Source organism: Marinobacter salsuginis (genome assembly GCF_009617755.1).
Lineage (GTDB): Bacteria > Pseudomonadota > Gammaproteobacteria > Pseudomonadales > Oleiphilaceae > Marinobacter > Marinobacter salsuginis.
The window spans coordinates 90,229-107,947 of record NZ_BGZH01000004.1; the positions used below are offsets into that span (position 1 = coordinate 90,229).

Below are 17,719 nucleotides of genomic sequence, written 5' to 3' on the forward strand. Positions count from 1 at the left end.
ATTGGATGAAGGTACTCAGTAGCCGGTACTGTTCTGATCCAGCTCGAACTGGAAACCCTTCGCCCGGCGAACTTCCGAAGAGAAGTTCCCTGATTCGTGGAATTCAAACCAACGGTACCCGGGGGGAACATCCTCTACCGAGAACTTGCTGGAACCGGAGGTAAACTGAATACATGTAGACGGCGTGGCCATCAGTTGCACGCCATTGCGTTCGCGCTCATGTTCCTGATGAATATGTCCCCACAGCACGATCCGAACCTGAGGAAAACGATCAACCACCTGCCAAAAGGCATCCCGGTTGGTAAGCCCTATTTTTTCCATCCAGTCAGAACCGATATCTACCGGGTGGTGATGCAAGGCAACGACTGCCGGAAGATCCGGATGCTGTTCCAGGGTTCCGGCCAGGAAGTCAAGCTCTGAGTCGGCCAGGGCCCCGAAAACCTTGCCGGGCACTGAGGAATCCAGCATGACAAACTGCCACCCTCCCCGTATCACATGCCGGTCGCAGGCATCATATTTTCCGGCGACTTTAGCCAGGTTGTCCGCGTGATCATGATTACCGGCGATCCAGACTGACGGACAGGAAAACACCTTCAGGCTCTCGCCAAATACGCGGTACGCCTCCACGGACCCATCCTGGGCAAGATCCCCGGTAGCCAGAATCAGATCCGGCTGGCCGTGTACCTTCAGCACTTCCGCGATAACCGCCTGCAGGCTTTCACGGGTTCTGACGCCCAACAGATCTCCATCGGCACGCGCCATAAGGTGTGGATCAGTCAGCTGCAGCACCCGCAGTGGGCGGGCTTCTTCCTTCGTGGTCATGGCTTTCTGGATCTACTCACTGGCAATGCGTGGGATTCACCCAAGTGTACGACGCCGGTTGGCGGATTTATCACATTGGAATCGAACCGGAGTCACATTCTGGCCAGACTTTGGCGAAATATTGCAATTTTTGACAACTATGGCACATCGGCGCGCCATAGCCACACCACTTTAGTACGGGATAAGGCACTTAGACCGTCTCAGTCGACGCCTTCACCGGCGGACCAGGCCGCGTGTTCCATGGGCAGGTGTCCAAACCGAAGACAGTAATCCAGCCAATCGGCCAGGAAACCGTTGACCTGCACCTTCTCGTCGGGATGGTGCATGAAGCGGTTGGGGTAGTCATTGACGGGGGCAATCTGGCGATCACGGTAACAGCTGATCACTTCGGCCATGTTGGCATCGTGGTAGACCCGCACGGTCATTTGAGGATTATTGAGCCAGCGCCCGGAATTGTGAACCTGCTCAAGCAACAGAGTTTCCGTAAATCTTGCAGTCTGGAGCACCTGAATCCGGACTCGTCCCAGATAGTGGTTTTCCCGATGCAGCTCGAACTCGCAGACAGGCTTACCGTCTACCTCCAGCTGCCGCAATTTCTGGAGCCGCTGATAGTTCCCGTCACACAGGGCGCCAAGCTGCCTCAGATCCGGAACGTACCGCTTGGGCTTCATGGTCCATTCACCCATTACTGCCACCCTTTCCTCAAACGGGCCCGATTCAGTTCGAGCCACTGGAGAGCAATAATGGCGGCCGCGTTGTTGATACGGCCATCGTGGATCATCGCTATAGCTTCGTCCGAAGATACCACATGGGCGCGTATGTCCTCGTGCTCATGCTCCATACCATAGAGCCCGCCAGCGTCTTCTGTGCTCACTCGGCCACAGTAAAGGTGAATCATCTCGGTGCTGCCGCCCGGGGACACCAGGTAATCGCAGATTTTTTCCAGCGGTTCAAAGGTAAGCCCGGCCTCTTCCTGACCTTCCCTCTGCGCCACTTCTTCCGGACTCTCACCATCTTCGTTCATCCCGGCTACGAGCTCCAGAAGCCATGGCGACTGGTCGCGGCCCAGGGCACCCAGACGAAACTGTTCCAGCAGAACCACTTCATCCCGCTCCGGATCGTAGGGAAGCACGCAGGTGGCATCGCCACGAATAAAGAGCTCGCGCGTGAATACGGGCATGTCCCGGCCATCGAAACGCGGATGGGTCAACCAGAGCTTATCCATGCGGAAGAAGCCCTGGAAGACAGTTTCACGTTTCTCGACGTTGACGTCATTGGCGGTGAACTGGAACGGTTTGGTCATTTTTCGTCCGGTCGTTGAATCGACTTGGAACGATAGCCTTTAGTTGGGTATTACTTCAAGTTCAAACCTTATCGTACAGTTTGCTCCCGGACTCCACGAACTCGCGGGATTTCTCCTGCATACCGGCATCCACCGCGGACACTTCATCCAGTCCATGTTCCCTCGCATAATCCCGGACTTCCTGGGAAATCTGCATGGAGCAGAACTTCGGACCACACATGGAACAGAAATGCGCCACCTTCGCGGATTCCTTCGGCAAGGTTTCGTCGTGGTAGGCGCGGGCGGTGTCCGGATCCAGCCCCAGATTGAACTGGTCTTCCCAGCGGAACTCGAAGCGGGCCTTGGACAGGGCATTGTCGCGAATCTGGGCGCCTGGATGCCCTTTGGCCAGGTCGGCTGCGTGGGCGGCGATCTTGTAGGTAATGATGCCGGTTTTCACGTCGTCCTTGTTCGGCAGGCCCAGGTGCTCCTTGGGTGTGACATAGCAGAGCATGGCACAGCCGTACCAACCGATCATGGCGGCGCCGATGCCGGAGGTGATGTGGTCGTATCCGGGGGCGATGTCAGTGATCAGCGGCCCCAGGGTGTAGAAAGGCGCTTCGTCGCAGCATTCGAGCTGCTTGTCCATGTTCTCCTTCACCAGATGCATCGGCACGTGCCCCGGCCCTTCAATCATGCACTGCACATCGTTTTTCCAGGCGATTTTAGTGAGTTCACCCAGGGTTTCCAGTTCGCCGAACTGGGCCGCATCGTTAGCATCGGCAATGGAGCCGGGCCGCAGACCGTCGCCAAGGCTGAATGACACATCGTAGGCCTTCATAATTTCGCAGATGTCTTCGAAGTGCTCGTAGAGGAAGCTTTCCCTGTGGTGAGCCAGGCACCACTTGGCCATGATAGAGCCGCCCCGGGAGACGATGCCAGTCGTGCGTTTTGCAGTCATGGGCACATGGTGAAGGCGGACGCCCGCGTGGATGGTGAAGTAATCCACCCCCTGCTCCGCTTGTTCAATCAGCGTATCGCGGAAGATTTCCCAGGTCAGGTCTTCGGCCACGCCGCCAACTTTTTCCAGAGCCTGGTAAATCGGCACGGTGCCGATGGGCACCGGGGAGTTGCGGATGATCCATTCCCGGGTTTCGTGGATATTCTTGCCGGTGGACAGATCCATGATGGTGTCGGCGCCCCAGCGGATGCCCCAGGTCAGCTTCTCCACTTCCTCTTCGATGGAAGAACTGACGGCGGAGTTGCCGATATTACCGTTGATCTTCACCAGGAAATTGCGGCCGATGATCATCGGTTCGATTTCCGGGTGGTTGATATTGGCGGGGATAATCGCGCGCCCTCTGGCCACTTCGTCGCGGACAAACTCTGGGGTAATTTCCGGCGGCAGATTGGCGCCGAAGGACTGACCGGGATGCTGGTCTTTCAGCAACCCCTGTTCCCGGGCCTCCTGCAGTTTCATGTTCTCCCGGATGGCGATGTACTCCATCTCCGGGGTAATAATACCTTGACGGGCATAATGCATCTGGGAAACGTTCTGCCCGGGTTTGGCACGCAGCGGTTTGCGCTCATCCATGAACCGCAGCGGATCGAGCTGCGGATCTTTCATCCGACGGCGGGTGAATTCCGAAGAATAGCCGGGCAGTTGCTCCACATCACCGCGCTCGGCAATCCACTCGGCCCTCAGAGGCTTGAGGCCCTTGCGCAGGTCAATGGTGGCTTCCGGATCGGTGTAGGGGCCCGAGGTGTCGTACACCACCACCGGCGGATTCTTTTCACCGCCCATTTCAGTGGGCGTGTCCTGCACGGTAATTTCCCGCATGGGCACCCGTAGATCGGGTCGGCTACCCTGTACGTAAATTTTACGTGAACTTGGCAGGGGTTTGATCGCGGCGGAATCCACCTGGGCGGAATCGCTGAGGTAATCAGGCAAGTCGTTCATCATTCGCTCCCGGAACAATTTTTGGATTTCGGGTCGCGTATGACGGAGCCGTGGACACTCTTCCTCACCAGAGGAATTATGGTCGGTCAGCACTGTGGTCTTAAATCCCTACGCCGGTATTATCCGGATCAGGTCGCGGGTTCTGCGATGCAATCTCAGCCGGTTGCTTCCAATTCTTCGGAAAGCAGACCAGCACCCCGTCAAGACGCGAATCTGTAAAGCATGACACCCAGAATGGGTGTCATTTGCAAGTGTAGAGCTGCGGGCATTTATTGTCCATAATGGCCGACCAGACCCGTCGGCCCACGAAACAAACGGTGCGAAGCAGCGTGTCTACCAGCCCGACACGCGCCCCGGTTACCGGGCAAAGATGCGTAACTGTATTCAGGAGATACAATGAAGAAGCGACTGCTTTCCGGACTTATTGGCCTCATGGCGGCCCAGCCCGTCCTTTCCATGGATCTGGTCGAGACCTATGAGAAAGCACTTTCATACGACTCCGGCATTGCCGCTGCCAGGGCAAGCTTTGAAGCTCAGCAGGCGGCCAGCGATGTCAGCCAGAGCGCATTACTCCCGCAGATCGGCGCCTTCGGTGAGGGCAACTATATCGATGTGGACGGCCCCAACCAGGACAACAGCTACCGGGAACTGAATTATGGCGTTCAGCTCACCCAGCCACTTTTCCGGGCCGATGCCTGGTTCCGCTACGACGCCAGCAAGTTCCAGACGGAATCGGCGCGGGCCGAATACAATCTCGCCCAACAACAGCTGATCCTGGATGTTGCCACAGCGTACTTCAATGTGTTGAGGGCCAGGGACACCGTCACCACGGCCCGGGCAACAGAAGCTGCCATTCAGCGCCAGTACGAGCAAGCACAGGAACGCTTTGATGTCGGCCTGATTGCAATTACAGAGGTCTATGAGGCCCGCGCCAGCTACGACGACAGCAAAAGCCAGCGCATCGCAGCCGAAAACCAGCTGAATGTTGCCCGGGAACAACTGGCCCGGCTGACTGGCGAGTACGCTGAAGAGCTGGACAATCTACGCCAGAACTTCCCCTTGGGCCGCCCGGATCCCATGGATCCGTCAGCCTGGGAAGCAACTGCCCTTGAGCAGAACTGGTCGATCCAGTCTGCACTCTTCGAGCTCAATGCCAGTGAGGCGGGCCTGCGGGAAGCCAAGGCCGGGCATTATCCCACTGTGGATTTGAATGCCTCCTATGGGGACACCAACATCGACGGTGGCTCACCAACCCAATTCGAAGGCACGCAAGCGACCATCGGGCTGACCCTGAACGTTCCTCTGTACAGTGGCGGTGGCACACAGGCGGGCGTTCGCCAGCAACGTTCATTGGTAACGGTTGCGGAACAGTCGCTGAATACCGTTCGCCGCGATGTCCGAGTGAACACCCGAAGCCTTTTCCTGACAGTCAACAACAACGTTGAAACCGCGTCTGCACTTGAGCAGACCATCGTTTCACGGCGCAGCGCCCTTGATGCCACCCGCGCAGGCTATGAAGTGGGAACACGGAACATCGTGGAAGTGCTTGACGCCGAACGGGCCTATTACGTTGCCCTGCGAGACTATGCGAACGCCCGCTACGACTATGTGATCAACTCGCTTCAGTTGAAGCAGGCTGCAGGAACCCTTAGCCCTCAAGACCTGATTGAGCTGAACAACTGGCTGAGCGCGGCCGCACCCGGGATCGAAGCCCTGGCAAATGAGGAAGAAACCCTGAACGACCCGACCCAGTGACACTAAGGGCGGGCCCTCCGGCCCGCCAACTTCCTATCTGAGCAATGGGTAATGGGTCAAACCCGCTCAATAATCCCGTCCACCACTTTGTCGAGCGCCCCGCGGTTCTTGTTCACAACCTCCAATGCCCGAAGACCAATCGCCTCGCGCTCCCGGTGATCACTAAACAGCGACGACACATGAGCGGCCAGATCGTCTGCATCGGAAACCAGTTTTACGCCCCGGTCATCCAGCAGACGCTGGTAGATTGTCTCGAAATTGAAGAAGTGAGGACCTGAAAACACGGGAATTCCCCAACCGGCGGGTTCCAGTGGATTATGGCCACCGCGCTCGATCAGCGAGCCGCCAACAAACGCCAGGTCGCTGGCGCCGTAAAGCATCATCAACTCCCCCATGGTATCACCGAGGTAGACCTGAGCCCCGGCCGGGTCTTCTCCCATCGACCGTCGGGCCAGCATCAGTCCTTCCTTCAAGGTCTTTTCCGCCACCGGCTCAAAACGATCGGGATGCCTGGGGACCAGGATAAGCAGCGCGTCCGGATGCTTTTCCAACACTTTCACATGGGCGGCAATCAGTTGATCATTTTCGTTGCCATGGGTGCTGCCGGCAATCCAGACCGGTCTACCCGCCAGCTTCTGCCGGAGCGTCCTGGCAGCTGCCCGCACGTCCTCCGGAATATCAACGTCAAATTTCACGCTACCGGTGACGGCGACTTTGGCCGGTGCAACGCCGATTCGCCGGAACCTCTCAGCGTCTTTCTCCGCCTGGGCCGCCACCCAACTGATACTGCGCATGATAGGAGCGGCAAGGCCGCGAATACGCTCGTACCCCCGCGCGGATCGCTCTGACAGGCGGGCATTGATCAAAAACACGGGAACCCGACGTGCTCGGCACTGGCGAATCATGTTCGGCCAGATTTCGGTCTCCATGATCACCAGAATTCGGGGATTGGCACGGTCGAGGAAGCGTCGGATGGCACCGGGCGTGTCATAGGGTGCGTAGGCGTACTGCACCTGATCACCGAACATCTTGCGCGCCTGCGCCAGGCCTGTGTCAGTCATGGCTGTCATCAGGATGGTGATCCCCGGGTTCCGGACCAGCAAACGTCGGACCATTGGCGCAGCCGCGATGGTTTCACCTACCGAAACGGCATGAACCCACACCACCGTGCCGCTTGCCCTGGGCACAATGCCAAGGCGCTGGTACCAGTTGCGCCTGAGATCCGGAGCTCGACGTCCGTTCCACCACAGGCGTAGCAGGATGAACGGCAGAATCAGCCGAATAAGCTGGGAATAGATAAATTGCAGCACACAGGACTCCGGGCAAAACAGTGCGCTATCATAGCGCAAAACCTATTGATTTGCTTCCGATTGATCGCTTGGGCCATTGTGTCACCGTTGATCGACTGAGACCTGGCAGGACCCTCTTTACGTGAAAAAGAAATACCGCAAATTGCCGCGAAACACAGATTACTCCGCCTACCGTCATCCCCGATGGTGGCCCACGTGGATAGCCATATCCCTCATGTGGTGTGTGTCACGGCTCCCGATCCGCGTTCAGTGGTGGCTGGGCAAACTGGCTGGGCTGTTGGCGCTCCGCCTTGCCGGCAGTCGTCGGCACATCGCCCAGGTGAACATCCGTCTGTGCTTCCCGGAACTTACAGCCGCCCAGCAATCAGCGCTGGTTCGCAATGCCTTTATCGCCAATGGTATCGGCCTGCTGGAACTTGGCATTGCCTGGTTTCGTGATCCGGCGAAACTCACGGGCATCACCCGAGTCCATGGCCTTGAACACTTCGAGGAAGCCCTGGCCCATGGCAAAGGCGTTTTGTTACTGGGGGGGCATTACAGCACCCTGGATCTCGGCGGCAGCCTGGTAACCGAATTCATTGAAGCAGACGTTATGCAACGGGATCACAACAATCCGTTGATGAACGCGGTCATGACGAGGGCCCGGGAACGCCGATACGGAACTGTGCTGGGCGCGAGAGACCTCCGAGGGTTGTTCCGCAGCCTCAAGAAGAACCGTGCGGTCTGGTATGCCACCGATCAGGATTATGGCCGTAAGGATATTGTTTTTGCTCCATTCTTCGGCATACCGGCGGGCACTATTACCGCCACATCCAGAATTGCGGAGCGCAGCGGATGCAAGGTGGTTCCGTTCAGTCATTTCCGGCGCGACGATGGACCGGGTTACGACATATATTTCCACCCGGCCCTTGAGAACTTCCCCAGTGGGGATGATCTTCAGGATGCAACACTGATCAACCAGACTATCGAGCGAGAGGTGCGGCGAGCGCCTGATCAGTATCTCTGGATGCATCGACGATTCAAGACCCGTCCGGACGAGAACGACCCTGGCTTCTACAAACGCCGGTAACACAGAACCCTGGCAATACGGAGGCCGGCAGTGCATGCCGGAACACCATGGCCAAATCAGAGTCCAGAACGCAGGATGCATCCACACCGGTGGTGTGGCTTCTGACAGACAGCAAACCTGGCCACCGGAACCAACTAAAGGGGCTCGGTAACCGCCTTCGCGTCCTGACCGGCGCAAGCACCTACTGGGTCGACGCCTCCGCCATGAAAATTCCGCTGTGGCGGGCCGTCCTGGGATCGCCACCGCACATGCAGGAGTCATTGCCGCGCCCCGATCTTGTCGTCGCGGCAGGATCCGGCACGCATCGACTATTGCTTGCGCTGCGAAAACTTCGTGGAAGCCGGTCACTGGTCATCATGAAGCCCGCATTCCCGCTGTCTCTGGTCAGCGGCGCACTGATTCCGGCCCATGATCGCGTCCATCCAGGCCCGCGGGTACTGCTAACCGAGGGCGTTCTGAATACCATCACCCCCCTGGCCAGAATCACCGAGAAACGGGAAGCACTACTCCTGATTGGCGGGCCTTCCCCCCATTTCGATTGGGACGACGATGTTGTCCTCGGCCAGATATCCCACCTGATCGGTCATTACCCCGACTGGCGGTGGACCATCAGTACCTCCCGGAGAACACCAGAGCCCATGCAGGAACGCCTTGACGAAATGGCCGGGCTGCGGATTACCGTTGTTCATCCGGACGAGACCCACGAGGACTGGCTGAGCCATCAATTGTCGGCCTCGCGAGCGGTCTGGGTCACCCCGGACAGCATGTCCATGGTTTGTGAGGCGGCAACCTCCGGGGTGCCAACGGGCCTTTTCGAGTTGCCTGCCAGATCCGGGAGCCGCGTTGTGGAAGGTGTGGAACGGTTGGTACGGAGCGGGTATGTTGCCCAGTGGACCGACCACGCCAGCGTTATGGCAGGCCGGGCCGACCACGACCGGTCGCTCTGGGAAGCCAACCGCGCGGCGCGTTGGGTCATCGAAAACGGATTGCTCGCAAAGAACCAGAAAACCAGTCAACGCCTGCACAAGGGGAACCAACCTTGAGAATTCTTCAGGCACTTCCGGCACTGTACAGTGGCGGGGTGGAGCGAGGCACCGTTGAGTTTGCCGCCGATCTCGTCAAACGTGGCCACGAATCCTTTGTTGTCTCCAAGGGTGGCCCCATGGCCGAGCAACTGCGGGGGCAAGGTTCGAAGCATATTTTCATGCCGATACACAGGAAGAGTCCCGCCTCCTTCGGGCAAATCCTGCCGATGCGAAAACTGCTCCTCGAACTGAAGCCCGACATCATTCATGTGCGTTCGCGCATGCCCGCCTGGATTATCTTCCTGGCCCTGAAAAGCATCCCGAGGCACGAGCGACCGGCGGTTGTCTCAACCTTCCACGGCATGTACTCGGTAACACCCTATAGCGCCATCATGACCCGCGCCGATCACATAATCGCAGTCTCCCAGTGCGTGCGGGATTACGTGATGAACAATTACCCGGTCCCCGAGGAAAAACTGACGGTCATCCAGAGGGGTGTGGATGTGGATGCCTTTCATCAGCGGGAGCTTCCACAACAATGGCTCGACCGCTGGTTCCGTCAGTATCCGCAGCTTGCCGGCAAAAAAATCATCATGATGCCGGGGCGGATTTCCCGCTGGAAAGGCCAGCTGGACTTCCTGGCCATGATGGCGAAGCTGGTGAAGGCGCGGCCTGATTGCCACGGCATTATTGTGGGTGGCGCAGAACCCGGCAAAGAGCATTTCCTGGATGAACTGGAGAAGGAACGGTCGCGATTGGGCCTGACCGAAAATGTCAGCTTTCTGGGCCAGCGCAATGACATGACCAACCTGTACCTGCTCTCCGACGTAGTCTGCCATATGAGCACCAAGCCCGAGCCCTTTGGCCGGACAGTGACCGAAGCCCTGGCCTCAGGAACACCAGTTGTGGCCTACAACCGGGGCGGCGCGGCGGAAACCCTGCAGGCGTGCTTCAGGGATGGGCTGGTGACGCCGGACAACGTCGAAGAATTCGCTCAGGCCGTTTTGCGTATGCTGGATACCGAGCCACCGGCCATCGAGATCCCCTACCGGTTCCGTCTGGAAGCACAGACCGAAGCGAGCCTGAAAGTTTATGAGATGGTTTTGAAGAGCGCCGCCAGCCGATCATGACGTTACCACGCCGATTAACGATTGCCCTGCTGATTGCCACGCCCGGCACAACCTGGGGCGGTATGGAGAAGCACACTGCCGATCTGGCGAAAGCGCTGGCCGACCGTGGGCATAGCGTCCATGTGATCGGCCATAAAACCTATCGGGACAGATTCCCTGCCGGCGTCCAGTTTCATCCACTGCCGGTTCAACTCGGGCGACGGAATCTCTGGCTTCAGCTTGCCCTCCGAAGGCGCCTTCGCGAACTGTCACCCGATATTGTTCACGCCCAGGGCAACAAGGCTGCGCAACTGGTAGCCAAAACCGGAAAACTTGCCAGCGCACGGGTGGGTACGGTGCACGGCACCAAGTCCAGTCACAAGGCATTTGATCGACTCGACGAAGTCATTGCCGTAAGCCCCCGGATTCTGGCGTCCCTGCGACACCCCAGAAAACACCTGATCTACAACGGTGTGGCGCCCGGGGACCAACGAATGGCAACCGTCGCTGGCCCAAAGCTCCCCTCGGGAGTCACCAATATCATCGCCGTGGGACGACTCGAAACCGTCAAAGGCTTTGATGCGCTGATCAGAGCCTGGGCCATGCTCGGCAGCACCGCAGATCACTGTCATCTGACCATTTTTGGCGAGGGCAGCCAGCAGTCACAGCTTGAACAGTTGATTCGCCAGTTGAAACTGGAACGCTCGATCACTCTGGCAGGTTTCCGGGAAAATCTGGCACCGATCTACGAAGAGGCCCAATTGACGGTAATCAGTTCCGAGCGGGAAGGTTTTCCCTATGTGCTGGCGGAGTCCCTTCTTGGTGGTTGCCCTGTTGTCTCAACTCCGGTATCTGGACCACGGGATATTCTTCCGGAAACGGCTCTCAGCGCAGGTTATCGAGATCGGGACCTCGCCGATTTAATGGCACAAGCGCTCGCTGATCTGGAGGCACTGAAGCGGAGCCAGCAACCGGCCATGGCATTTGCCCGCGAAAAACTCACGATCACTGCCATGGCAGAGCAAACGGAAGCGCTCTACCTGAGGGCTATGGGCGAGCGCCGGGCGAACTGATGGCGGCTATGCCCGGTGGCGACCTAGCGGGTATTTTCCTTCTCGAATTCAGACAGCATCTGCATCTCCCGAGCCTTGGCCAGGCGCATGAAGTTCCTGTTGGCTGCAGTAATGGAAACGCTAAGCCCGAACCAGCCGTTCAGGATCTGGCGATGAAGCAGATAATATTTCAGGAACTTCACGGGAAACTCGGCGAACAGGCGGGCACTGGAAATTCGTCGCCCCTTTGCGGCCAGAAAGCGGGCCTGCTCCGTCGACAACTGGCAGTACTTTCGCTCCATCTGCTCCAGGGAAATCAGCGTGCGATGCAACACATCGCCCTTGAGCTCAACAACCCGTCCAGCTTTCACCTGCGGCCGGTCATTGTTGCTGTCTTTTTCCGGCTCGATCTCCGCCTTTTTGCGATTGTAGAGCCTGAGGATCTTCTTCGATTTATCATGGCGGAATGGATGCCGTGGGTCCGGCTGCGACAGAACCCAGCGCATACGGAATCCCGCAATGTCCGGGTCAACCGGCTTTGAAAAAAGGGCCTGGATGTTGGCGACAAGTTCGTCTGACAACACCTCATCTGCATCCAGATCCAACACCCAGTCATTCCGGCAAAGACTGGCAGCAAACGCCTTCTGGCAAGCAAACCCCTGCCAGTCGTTATGCACGAACCTTGCACCGGCCGCTTCTGCGATTTCGCGGGTTCGGTCAGTGCTCCCGGAATCGACTACGATAATTTCATCAACCCAGCCGGAAACCTTTGCGAGGGATTCCGGCAATCGCAGCTCTTCATCCTGGGTGATGTAATAAACGGATAACGGTAGCTTCATCAAAGTTCCTGGTGTCGAGGCAATCGGTTTACGGACTGGTCAGAACAATATCATGGTTGCCTTATGATAAGATGACGCGCCTGATTTTGATGTTTTTCTTGGCATTCTTTAACTCAAGCCCGGAGTGTGCAGATGATTCACCCCGTCATTATGGCTGGCGGTACCGGCTCGCGCCTTTGGCCAATGTCGCGCCAGCTGAATCCGAAACAGTTCCTGAAACTGACCAACGGCCCCCTGTCGATGCTGCAGGCCACCGTTGCGCGGCTTGAGGGCATGGATGCAGCAAACCCTCTTCTGATTTGCAACGAGGAACACCGGTTCCTGGCTGCTGAACAAATGCGGCAATCTGGCCATGAGGATACGCGGATCATTCTGGAGCCCTATGGCCGGAACACGGCGCCGGCCATTGCATTGGCAGCACTGCAGCTGACCGAGGCCGCGGAGAACAACGCCGAAGATCCACTCATGCTGGTCCTGGCAGCCGACCACCTGATCAAGGACGTGACCGCCTTTCAGGAAGGGGTGAAGAAAGCCATTCCGCTGGCGCGGGAAGGAAAACTGGTCACCTTCGGCATTGTCCCGAACCATCCGGAAACCGGCTACGGCTATATCCACCGGGGCGCCGAACTGGGCCCTGACAGCTACCTGGTGGACAAATTTGTCGAAAAGCCGGACCAGGCGACCGCCAATGGCTACCTCGATTCCGGCGAGTACCTCTGGAACAGCGGGATGTTCCTGTTCGGTGCCCGCCAGTACCTTGAGGAACTGGAAACCCATCGCCCGGATATCCTGGCCGCATGCCGTGCTGCCATCGCAGATACCGCCGATGACCTTCACTTCACCCGGATCAATGCCGAGCGCTTCGCGGAATGCCCGTCGGACTCGGTGGACTACGCTGTCATGGAGAAGACGAACAAGGCCGCGGTGGTATCACTGGATGCCGGCTGGAGCGATATCGGCTCCTGGTCCGCGCTCTGGGAAGTCAGTGACAAGGATGCCGACGGCAACAGCCTCAACGGCGACGTAATTACCCACAACACCGCGAACACGCTGGTCCGTGCCGATAGCCGTCTGGTGGCAACGGTTGGTGTGGACAATCTGGTAGTTATCGAAACCAAGGATGCCCTGCTGGTTGCCCACAAAGACAGTGTCCAGGACGTCAAAACCGTAGTGGAACGAATCAAAACCGATGGCCGCCATGAACACATGAACCATCGGGAAGTCTACCGGCCCTGGGGTGTTTACGATTCCATCGACAACGGCGCCCGCTATCAGGTCAAACGCATCACGGTAAAACCCGGCGCCAAGCTCTCCGTGCAGATGCATCATCATCGCGCCGAGCACTGGATCGTGGTCAGTGGCACCGCCCGGGTCACCAACGGTGAGAAAACCTATCTGGTCACCGAAAACCAGTCCACCTACATTCCGGTTGGCCAGGTGCATTCGCTGGAGAATCCGGGGGTCATCGATCTGGAACTGATCGAAGTACAGTCGGGTTCCTACCTTGGTGAGGATGACATCGTCCGCTACGAGGATCGGTACGGCCGCAAATGAGCAAGCTCAAATATTTCGTCATTGCCGGGCTGCTCAGGATTGCCGGCTGGTTATCTCTTGCCGGCGCCCAGCGGGTGGGTCGGTTCGTGGGTTATCTGGTATGGCGACTGCCCACCAAGTCGCGTCAGGTCACCGATATTAACCTGTCCATCTGCCTCCCAGAGCTTTCAGACACCGAGCGGGCGGCTATGTCGAAAAATTCGCTGGCCCAGACCGGCATGACCATGCTCGAGGTCCCTTTGATGTGGGAGTGGCCAGTGGAGAAATGCCTTGGCCTGATCCGTGAAACCGAGGGGCTTGAACTGATCGACGACGCCATGGCTGGAGACAAGGGCCTGATTCTCCTTGCGCCGCACCTCGGCAACTGGGAACTGGCGGGTTTGTTTTTCTCATCCCGTTACAAAATGGCAGCCCTTTATAGCCCGCCGAATATGCCCGAGTTCGAAGATTACATGATCAAGGTCCGCGGACGCCTTGGCTCGGAACTGGTCAGGGGCGACCGTCGGGGTCTGGCCCGGCTCGCCTCAATTCTGCGGGAAGGCGGTGTCGCAGGGATCCTGCCGGATCAGTCACCCCGGGGCAAAGGCAATGCCTTCGCGCCTTTCTTCGGCATGGAAGTGAAAACCATGACGCTGGTGTCCAAGCTGATCCAGCGTACCGGCGCCAACGTGCTGATCACCTACGCCGAGCGCCTGCCCGATGCCTCCGGGTTCCGGATTGTTGTTCGGGAGACTGGCCCGGGCCTCGGAGACAAAGACCCTGTTGCCGCAACCACAGCCATGAATCACGCCATCGAGCAATGCGTGCGGGAAATCCCGGAGCAATATCAGTGGGAATACAAACGCATGCGCCATCGACCACCCGGCGAAATCAATCCCTATAACCCGGATCGCGTATGTTGAACCCGACACTGGCCCTCCATGCACTGCTGATCATCGGGCTTGGCGGCGTGCTCCTGTCGTCGAGCATCCTGGCCGGCGCCACTCTGTTGCTCGCCATTGCCGGAATGGTGCTCAGTGCCAGGAAATCTCTTTACAAAACCGGTTGGGACAAGCCCAAAGAGCTCAGGTTGCTGCACTTTTCCTTCTGGTTCTTCGTACTGGTGAGCTTTCTGTCCTGGGCCCTGGAAGGCTTTGACTACGAGGGCGGAAAAACGTTTGGAACGCACGCCCGGTTTATCCTGTTCTGGCCTCTGATCATTGCCATCAGCTATGCGAGGGTCGGCGCACGCACGACGTTTGCGGCCATAGGACTGGTTTCCGTGTCTGTCATCGGGATATTTCTCGTGACCATCGCTGCCCGCCAGGGTGCCCTTGGTCAGGTGATGAACTCCCGTTTTGGTGGCGGAATTAACCCCATCAGCTTTGGAAATCTTGCTCTTCTGGGGGGGATGTTAACCATCGTTGGCGCCATGTTTTTTGTCCGCGAAAAACGGCTGGGCCTGGCGATACTGTTTTTTATCGGTGGAACGGCTGCCGTCCTGATTTCGATGCTGTCGGAGACCCGCAGCAACCTGGTTGCCTTACCATTTCTTCTGGTTGCTCTAGTACCACTACTCAGAAAAAGGCTTCGCGTTGCCGGACTGATCGTTGTGCCAGTTCTCGTCGCCGGCGCCATTATTACCAGCGACCGCATGTCGAATTCGCTCAATGGCTTGCTCCATGACGGCCACCTGGACTCAGGAATGGAAATCCGTCTGGAGGTCTGGGAACAGGCACTGAGCATGCTTGGAGAAAGCCCCTGGTCCGGGGCAGGTCTGGGGGGGTATACCCACCGTATTGAGGCAGAAGTGGCAGCCGGCAATCTGCCAGCGCACTTCCTCGACTGTTGCACCGGGCACGCTCACAACGACCTGCTCAATAATGCTGCCACCAGCGGTATTCCGGGCATTCTCAGCTGGGCCCTGCTGATTTTCATTCCTTTGGCCATCTTTGCCCGTAACCTGACTAGCCGACACTCAGCCACAGCCCACCTTGCGGCGGCTGGTTGCATGATCTCCATCGGCTACTTCCTGTTCGGGCTTACAGAAGCCACGTTCAATCGAACCCTGTTCCTGACCTTCTACCTGCTTGCGATCGCTTCCATCGCCTCGGCCATGTTCACAGAATTAAGCGCCTCATACGTTCGAAACAGGGCCCGCAAGGTTTCAGCGACCATCATCACGAAAAACGAAGAAGACCATATTACCGACTGTCTGAAATCCGCAAGGCTGGTTGCCGACGAAATTATTGTTCTGGACAGCGGCAGTACTGACCGGACGGTGGAACTGGCCAGAGAGTTGGCCGATGTGGTTGAAGTGACTGACTGGCCGGGGTTTGGCATCCAGAAACAGCGCGCTCTTGAGAAAGCGACCGGAGAGTGGGTGCTGTCACTGGATGCCGATGAACGTGTCACACCGGAGCTGGCACGGGAGATCAACGATCACCTGGCAGATCCTGACGCGGACGCCTACAAGCTTCCCTGGGCGGTAACGATTTACGGCAGCCGTCTGGATTTCGGCCGCAGCGGTCGAGCCCCGCTCCGGCTGTTCCGTAGGGAAGGCGTCAGCTTTTCAGACGCTCTGGTACATGAGCGGATACTGATTCCATCGGGGCGCAAGACCAAAACCCTTAGAGGCCGCCTGACGCACTACACGCACCGGGATTTCGGCCATTCGCTGGAGAAAAGCGCGAAATACGCCTGGCTTGGCTCTCTGGAGAAGCATCGTAAAGGCAAGAAAACCCGAACCATGATCTACCCGACTCTGCGGGGCCTGATGACGTTTGTGCAGGTGTACTTTATTCGGTTCGGTTTTCTGGATGGCGCTGTGGGTTATCTGACGGCCGTGACCTATGCGCAGGTAACCTTCAATAAGTATGCGGGGTTATGGACTCTGGACCGGCCGGCCCGCTTTGAAGACTCGTGATCCCCGGAGGAGCGTCGTTTCCACACCGATGCTACTGAACATACACCGTATTTCCTCGTAATAGGGTAGCCGTGCGCCCAGTGCGGCGTCATCAATCTGGAACACCCGGATCTCCGGAAAAATCTTTTTCAGGGTAAACAGAGCGGTTGAAGCAAAGCTGTAGAACGCCAGATAAGTTTCTCCGGACAGGGCTACCTCCACCTCTATCGGACGACCGGCCTGCCGTATCTCGAGCGGAAATTCCGCCAGCAAGGCCTCCAACTCTTCCCGGCTTTCCTTTCGGTGCATAAAGTACACGACGCGGCTATCAGGATGACGTTCCACCACATGCTGAATCTGCAGTTTCAGTTGCGCAAGCCGATCCTCACCACCAAAAGGCTGGCCAAGGAACCCCACCATGGGCGTCTGGCTGCTGTCACGGGCTGATGTTTTAAAGGTTCTACGAAAGACCGGGAAATCGTGAACCTGCACCTGAACAAGCCCGGAGCTCGGTAACGGAAAGAAGGTAAAGAAGGCGATCACATCCGGAACAACGCGGTGAATCCGGATACCCATGGTTCTGAGGAGCCGTTTCTTGGCCGGTGAGATCCGGGAGGCGATCCCCTCATCATGAATGGCATGGTAGTAGGTTACTGTCGCCAGGCCATCATCCACAAAAATCAGCTGCTCGCTGTCGAATCCCCGATAGAACACTTCGTGGATCCAGCTGGATTTGTTCCCGATGAACAACCTTTCGATTTTGCGTCGCGAAAGGCTCTTGGCGACCGCCCCCAGACGCAGATAAAACGAACTTTTCTTAAGATAGATGGTTTCGATGCCCTGCCAGCCCAGGGCCTCGGCGAGAAAAGCCATTTGCCCCTCGGTCTCCCGGTTATCAGGCCTGGCAATGACAAGAAGCGTGGTTTCAGCGCTGCAGCCATAATGGTAGCGAGCCTCGGAGCAACTGATCAGTTGGAGGGGCGTGCTCGCAACAAAGACGTTAATAGGACTGGCGGCGCTGCTCAAATCATTCGTTTCCCGGTTTGGACCTTCGAAGA

Annotated in this window: 15 protein-coding genes and 1 riboswitch; of the genes, 8 read left to right on the forward strand and 7 right to left on the reverse strand. The window is 57.7% G+C overall.

Features of this window, described 5'->3' with window-relative positions; genetic code table 11:
* Nucleotides 1–15: 15 nt before the first annotated feature.
* From cpdA to thiC, 4 genes are all read right to left on the reverse strand, one after another.
* Nucleotides 16–822: a 3',5'-cyclic-AMP phosphodiesterase gene (gene cpdA, locus GJU83_RS16990; protein WP_153634778.1), complete on the reverse strand. Its 807-nt coding sequence runs from the start codon at nt 820–822 to the stop codon at nt 16–18.
* Between the two features lie 200 nt (nt 823–1,022).
* Nucleotides 1,023–1,508: a DUF1249 domain-containing protein gene (locus tag GJU83_RS16995; protein WP_069185133.1), complete on the reverse strand. Its 486-nt coding sequence runs from the start codon at nt 1,506–1,508 to the stop codon at nt 1,023–1,025.
* The gene (locus GJU83_RS17000) at nt 1,508–2,125 is read right to left on the reverse strand and encodes an NUDIX domain-containing protein (protein ID WP_153634779.1); all 618 of its coding nucleotides are present in this window, start codon (nt 2,123–2,125) and stop codon (nt 1,508–1,510) included. Before GJU83_RS17000 ends, GJU83_RS16995 begins: the two co-directional genes overlap by 1 nt.
* A gap of 61 nt (nt 2,126–2,186) precedes the next feature.
* Nucleotides 2,187–4,064, reverse strand: a complete 1,878-nt coding sequence (gene thiC, locus GJU83_RS17005; RefSeq protein WP_153634780.1) for a phosphomethylpyrimidine synthase ThiC — start codon at nt 4,062–4,064, stop codon at nt 2,187–2,189.
* Between the two features lie 87 nt (nt 4,065–4,151).
* Nucleotides 4,152–4,274: riboswitch (TPP riboswitch) on the reverse strand.
* A gap of 186 nt (nt 4,275–4,460) precedes the next feature.
* Here thiC and GJU83_RS17010 point away from each other — a divergent pair.
* The gene (locus GJU83_RS17010) at nt 4,461–5,819 is read left to right on the forward strand and encodes a TolC family outer membrane protein (protein WP_069185130.1); all 1,359 of its coding nucleotides are present in this window, start codon (nt 4,461–4,463) and stop codon (nt 5,817–5,819) included.
* A gap of 56 nt (nt 5,820–5,875) precedes the next feature.
* Here GJU83_RS17010 and waaA read toward each other — a convergent pair whose 3' ends face one another.
* Nucleotides 5,876–7,129: a lipid IV(A) 3-deoxy-D-manno-octulosonic acid transferase gene (waaA, locus tag GJU83_RS17015; protein WP_153634781.1), complete on the reverse strand. Its 1,254-nt coding sequence runs from the start codon at nt 7,127–7,129 to the stop codon at nt 5,876–5,878.
* Nucleotides 7,130–7,250: 121 nt separating this feature from the next.
* On the opposite strand from waaA, the gene lpxL reads away from it, so the two are divergent.
* Genes lpxL through GJU83_RS17035 form a run of 4 tightly spaced genes read left to right on the forward strand, consistent with a single transcriptional unit; the run spans nt 7,251 to nt 11,405 of the window.
* Nucleotides 7,251–8,198 (forward strand): LpxL/LpxP family Kdo(2)-lipid IV(A) lauroyl/palmitoleoyl acyltransferase, encoded by a 948-nt coding sequence (gene lpxL, locus GJU83_RS17020; protein WP_083231882.1) that lies wholly within the window; start codon nt 7,251–7,253, stop codon nt 8,196–8,198.
* 47 nt (nt 8,199–8,245) lie between these two features.
* Nucleotides 8,246–9,241 (forward strand): mitochondrial fission ELM1 family protein, encoded by a 996-nt coding sequence (locus GJU83_RS17025; protein ID WP_153634782.1) that lies wholly within the window; start codon nt 8,246–8,248, stop codon nt 9,239–9,241.
* Nucleotides 9,238–10,353, forward strand: coding sequence for a glycosyltransferase family 4 protein (locus GJU83_RS17030; protein ID WP_113880415.1), 1,116 nt, complete (start codon nt 9,238–9,240; stop codon nt 10,351–10,353). The genes GJU83_RS17025 and GJU83_RS17030 overlap by 4 nt, the downstream gene beginning before the upstream one ends.
* Nucleotides 10,350–11,405: a glycosyltransferase gene (locus GJU83_RS17035; RefSeq protein ID WP_153634783.1), complete on the forward strand. Its 1,056-nt coding sequence runs from the start codon at nt 10,350–10,352 to the stop codon at nt 11,403–11,405. Before GJU83_RS17030 ends, GJU83_RS17035 begins: the two co-directional genes overlap by 4 nt.
* Before the next feature lie 23 nt (nt 11,406–11,428).
* On the opposite strand, the gene GJU83_RS17040 is transcribed toward GJU83_RS17035, so the two are convergent.
* On the reverse strand, nt 11,429–12,223 hold the full coding sequence (locus GJU83_RS17040; protein WP_153634784.1) for a glycosyltransferase family 2 protein: 795 nt from the start codon (nt 12,221–12,223) through the stop codon (nt 11,429–11,431).
* A 132-nt stretch (nt 12,224–12,355) separates the two neighbouring features.
* Here GJU83_RS17040 and GJU83_RS17045 point away from each other — a divergent pair, with 132 nt between their 5' ends.
* Genes GJU83_RS17045 through GJU83_RS17055 form a run of 3 tightly spaced genes read left to right on the forward strand, consistent with a single transcriptional unit; the run spans nt 12,356 to nt 16,682 of the window.
* Complete coding sequence (locus tag GJU83_RS17045; RefSeq protein ID WP_153634785.1) at nt 12,356–13,777, forward strand: mannose-1-phosphate guanylyltransferase/mannose-6-phosphate isomerase; 1,422 nt, start codon at nt 12,356–12,358, stop codon at nt 13,775–13,777.
* Nucleotides 13,774–14,679 (forward strand): lysophospholipid acyltransferase family protein, encoded by a 906-nt coding sequence (locus tag GJU83_RS17050; protein ID WP_069185122.1) that lies wholly within the window; start codon nt 13,774–13,776, stop codon nt 14,677–14,679. The genes GJU83_RS17045 and GJU83_RS17050 overlap by 4 nt, the downstream gene beginning before the upstream one ends.
* Complete coding sequence (locus GJU83_RS17055; protein WP_153634786.1) at nt 14,673–16,682, forward strand: glycosyltransferase; 2,010 nt, start codon at nt 14,673–14,675, stop codon at nt 16,680–16,682. Before GJU83_RS17050 ends, GJU83_RS17055 begins: the two co-directional genes overlap by 7 nt.
* Here the strand turns inward: GJU83_RS17055 and GJU83_RS17060 are convergent.
* Nucleotides 16,641–17,687, reverse strand: coding sequence for a polysialyltransferase family glycosyltransferase (locus tag GJU83_RS17060; RefSeq protein ID WP_153634787.1), 1,047 nt, complete (start codon nt 17,685–17,687; stop codon nt 16,641–16,643). The genes GJU83_RS17055 and GJU83_RS17060 overlap by 42 nt on opposite strands.
* Between the last annotated feature and the right edge of the window lie 32 nt (nt 17,688–17,719).

What these genes read in the sequence shown, in the direction of transcription:
- GJU83_RS17010 (WP_069185130.1), top strand. Translation starts at nt 4,461, where the DNA reads ATGAAGAAGCGACTGCTTTCCGGACTTATTGGCCTCATGGCGGCCCAG.
- GJU83_RS17000 (WP_153634779.1), bottom strand. Translation starts at nt 2,125, where the DNA reads ATGACCAAACCGTTCCAGTTCACCGCCAATGACGTCAACGTCGAGAAA.
- GJU83_RS16995 (WP_069185133.1), bottom strand. Translation starts at nt 1,508, where the DNA reads ATGGGTGAATGGACCATGAAGCCCAAGCGGTACGTTCCGGATCTGAGG.
- GJU83_RS17035 (WP_153634783.1), top strand. Translation starts at nt 10,350, where the DNA reads ATGACGTTACCACGCCGATTAACGATTGCCCTGCTGATTGCCACGCCC.
- cpdA (WP_153634778.1), bottom strand. Translation starts at nt 822, where the DNA reads ATGACCACGAAGGAAGAAGCCCGCCCACTGCGGGTGCTGCAGCTGACT.
- GJU83_RS17040 (WP_153634784.1), bottom strand. Translation starts at nt 12,223, where the DNA reads ATGAAGCTACCGTTATCCGTTTATTACATCACCCAGGATGAAGAGCTG.
- GJU83_RS17050 (WP_069185122.1), top strand. Translation starts at nt 13,774, where the DNA reads ATGAGCAAGCTCAAATATTTCGTCATTGCCGGGCTGCTCAGGATTGCC.
- thiC (WP_153634780.1), bottom strand. Translation starts at nt 4,064, where the DNA reads ATGAACGACTTGCCTGATTACCTCAGCGATTCCGCCCAGGTGGATTCC.
- GJU83_RS17055 (WP_153634786.1), top strand. Translation starts at nt 14,673, where the DNA reads ATGTTGAACCCGACACTGGCCCTCCATGCACTGCTGATCATCGGGCTT.
- GJU83_RS17025 (WP_153634782.1), top strand. Translation starts at nt 8,246, where the DNA reads ATGGCCAAATCAGAGTCCAGAACGCAGGATGCATCCACACCGGTGGTG.
- GJU83_RS17045 (WP_153634785.1), top strand. Translation starts at nt 12,356, where the DNA reads ATGATTCACCCCGTCATTATGGCTGGCGGTACCGGCTCGCGCCTTTGG.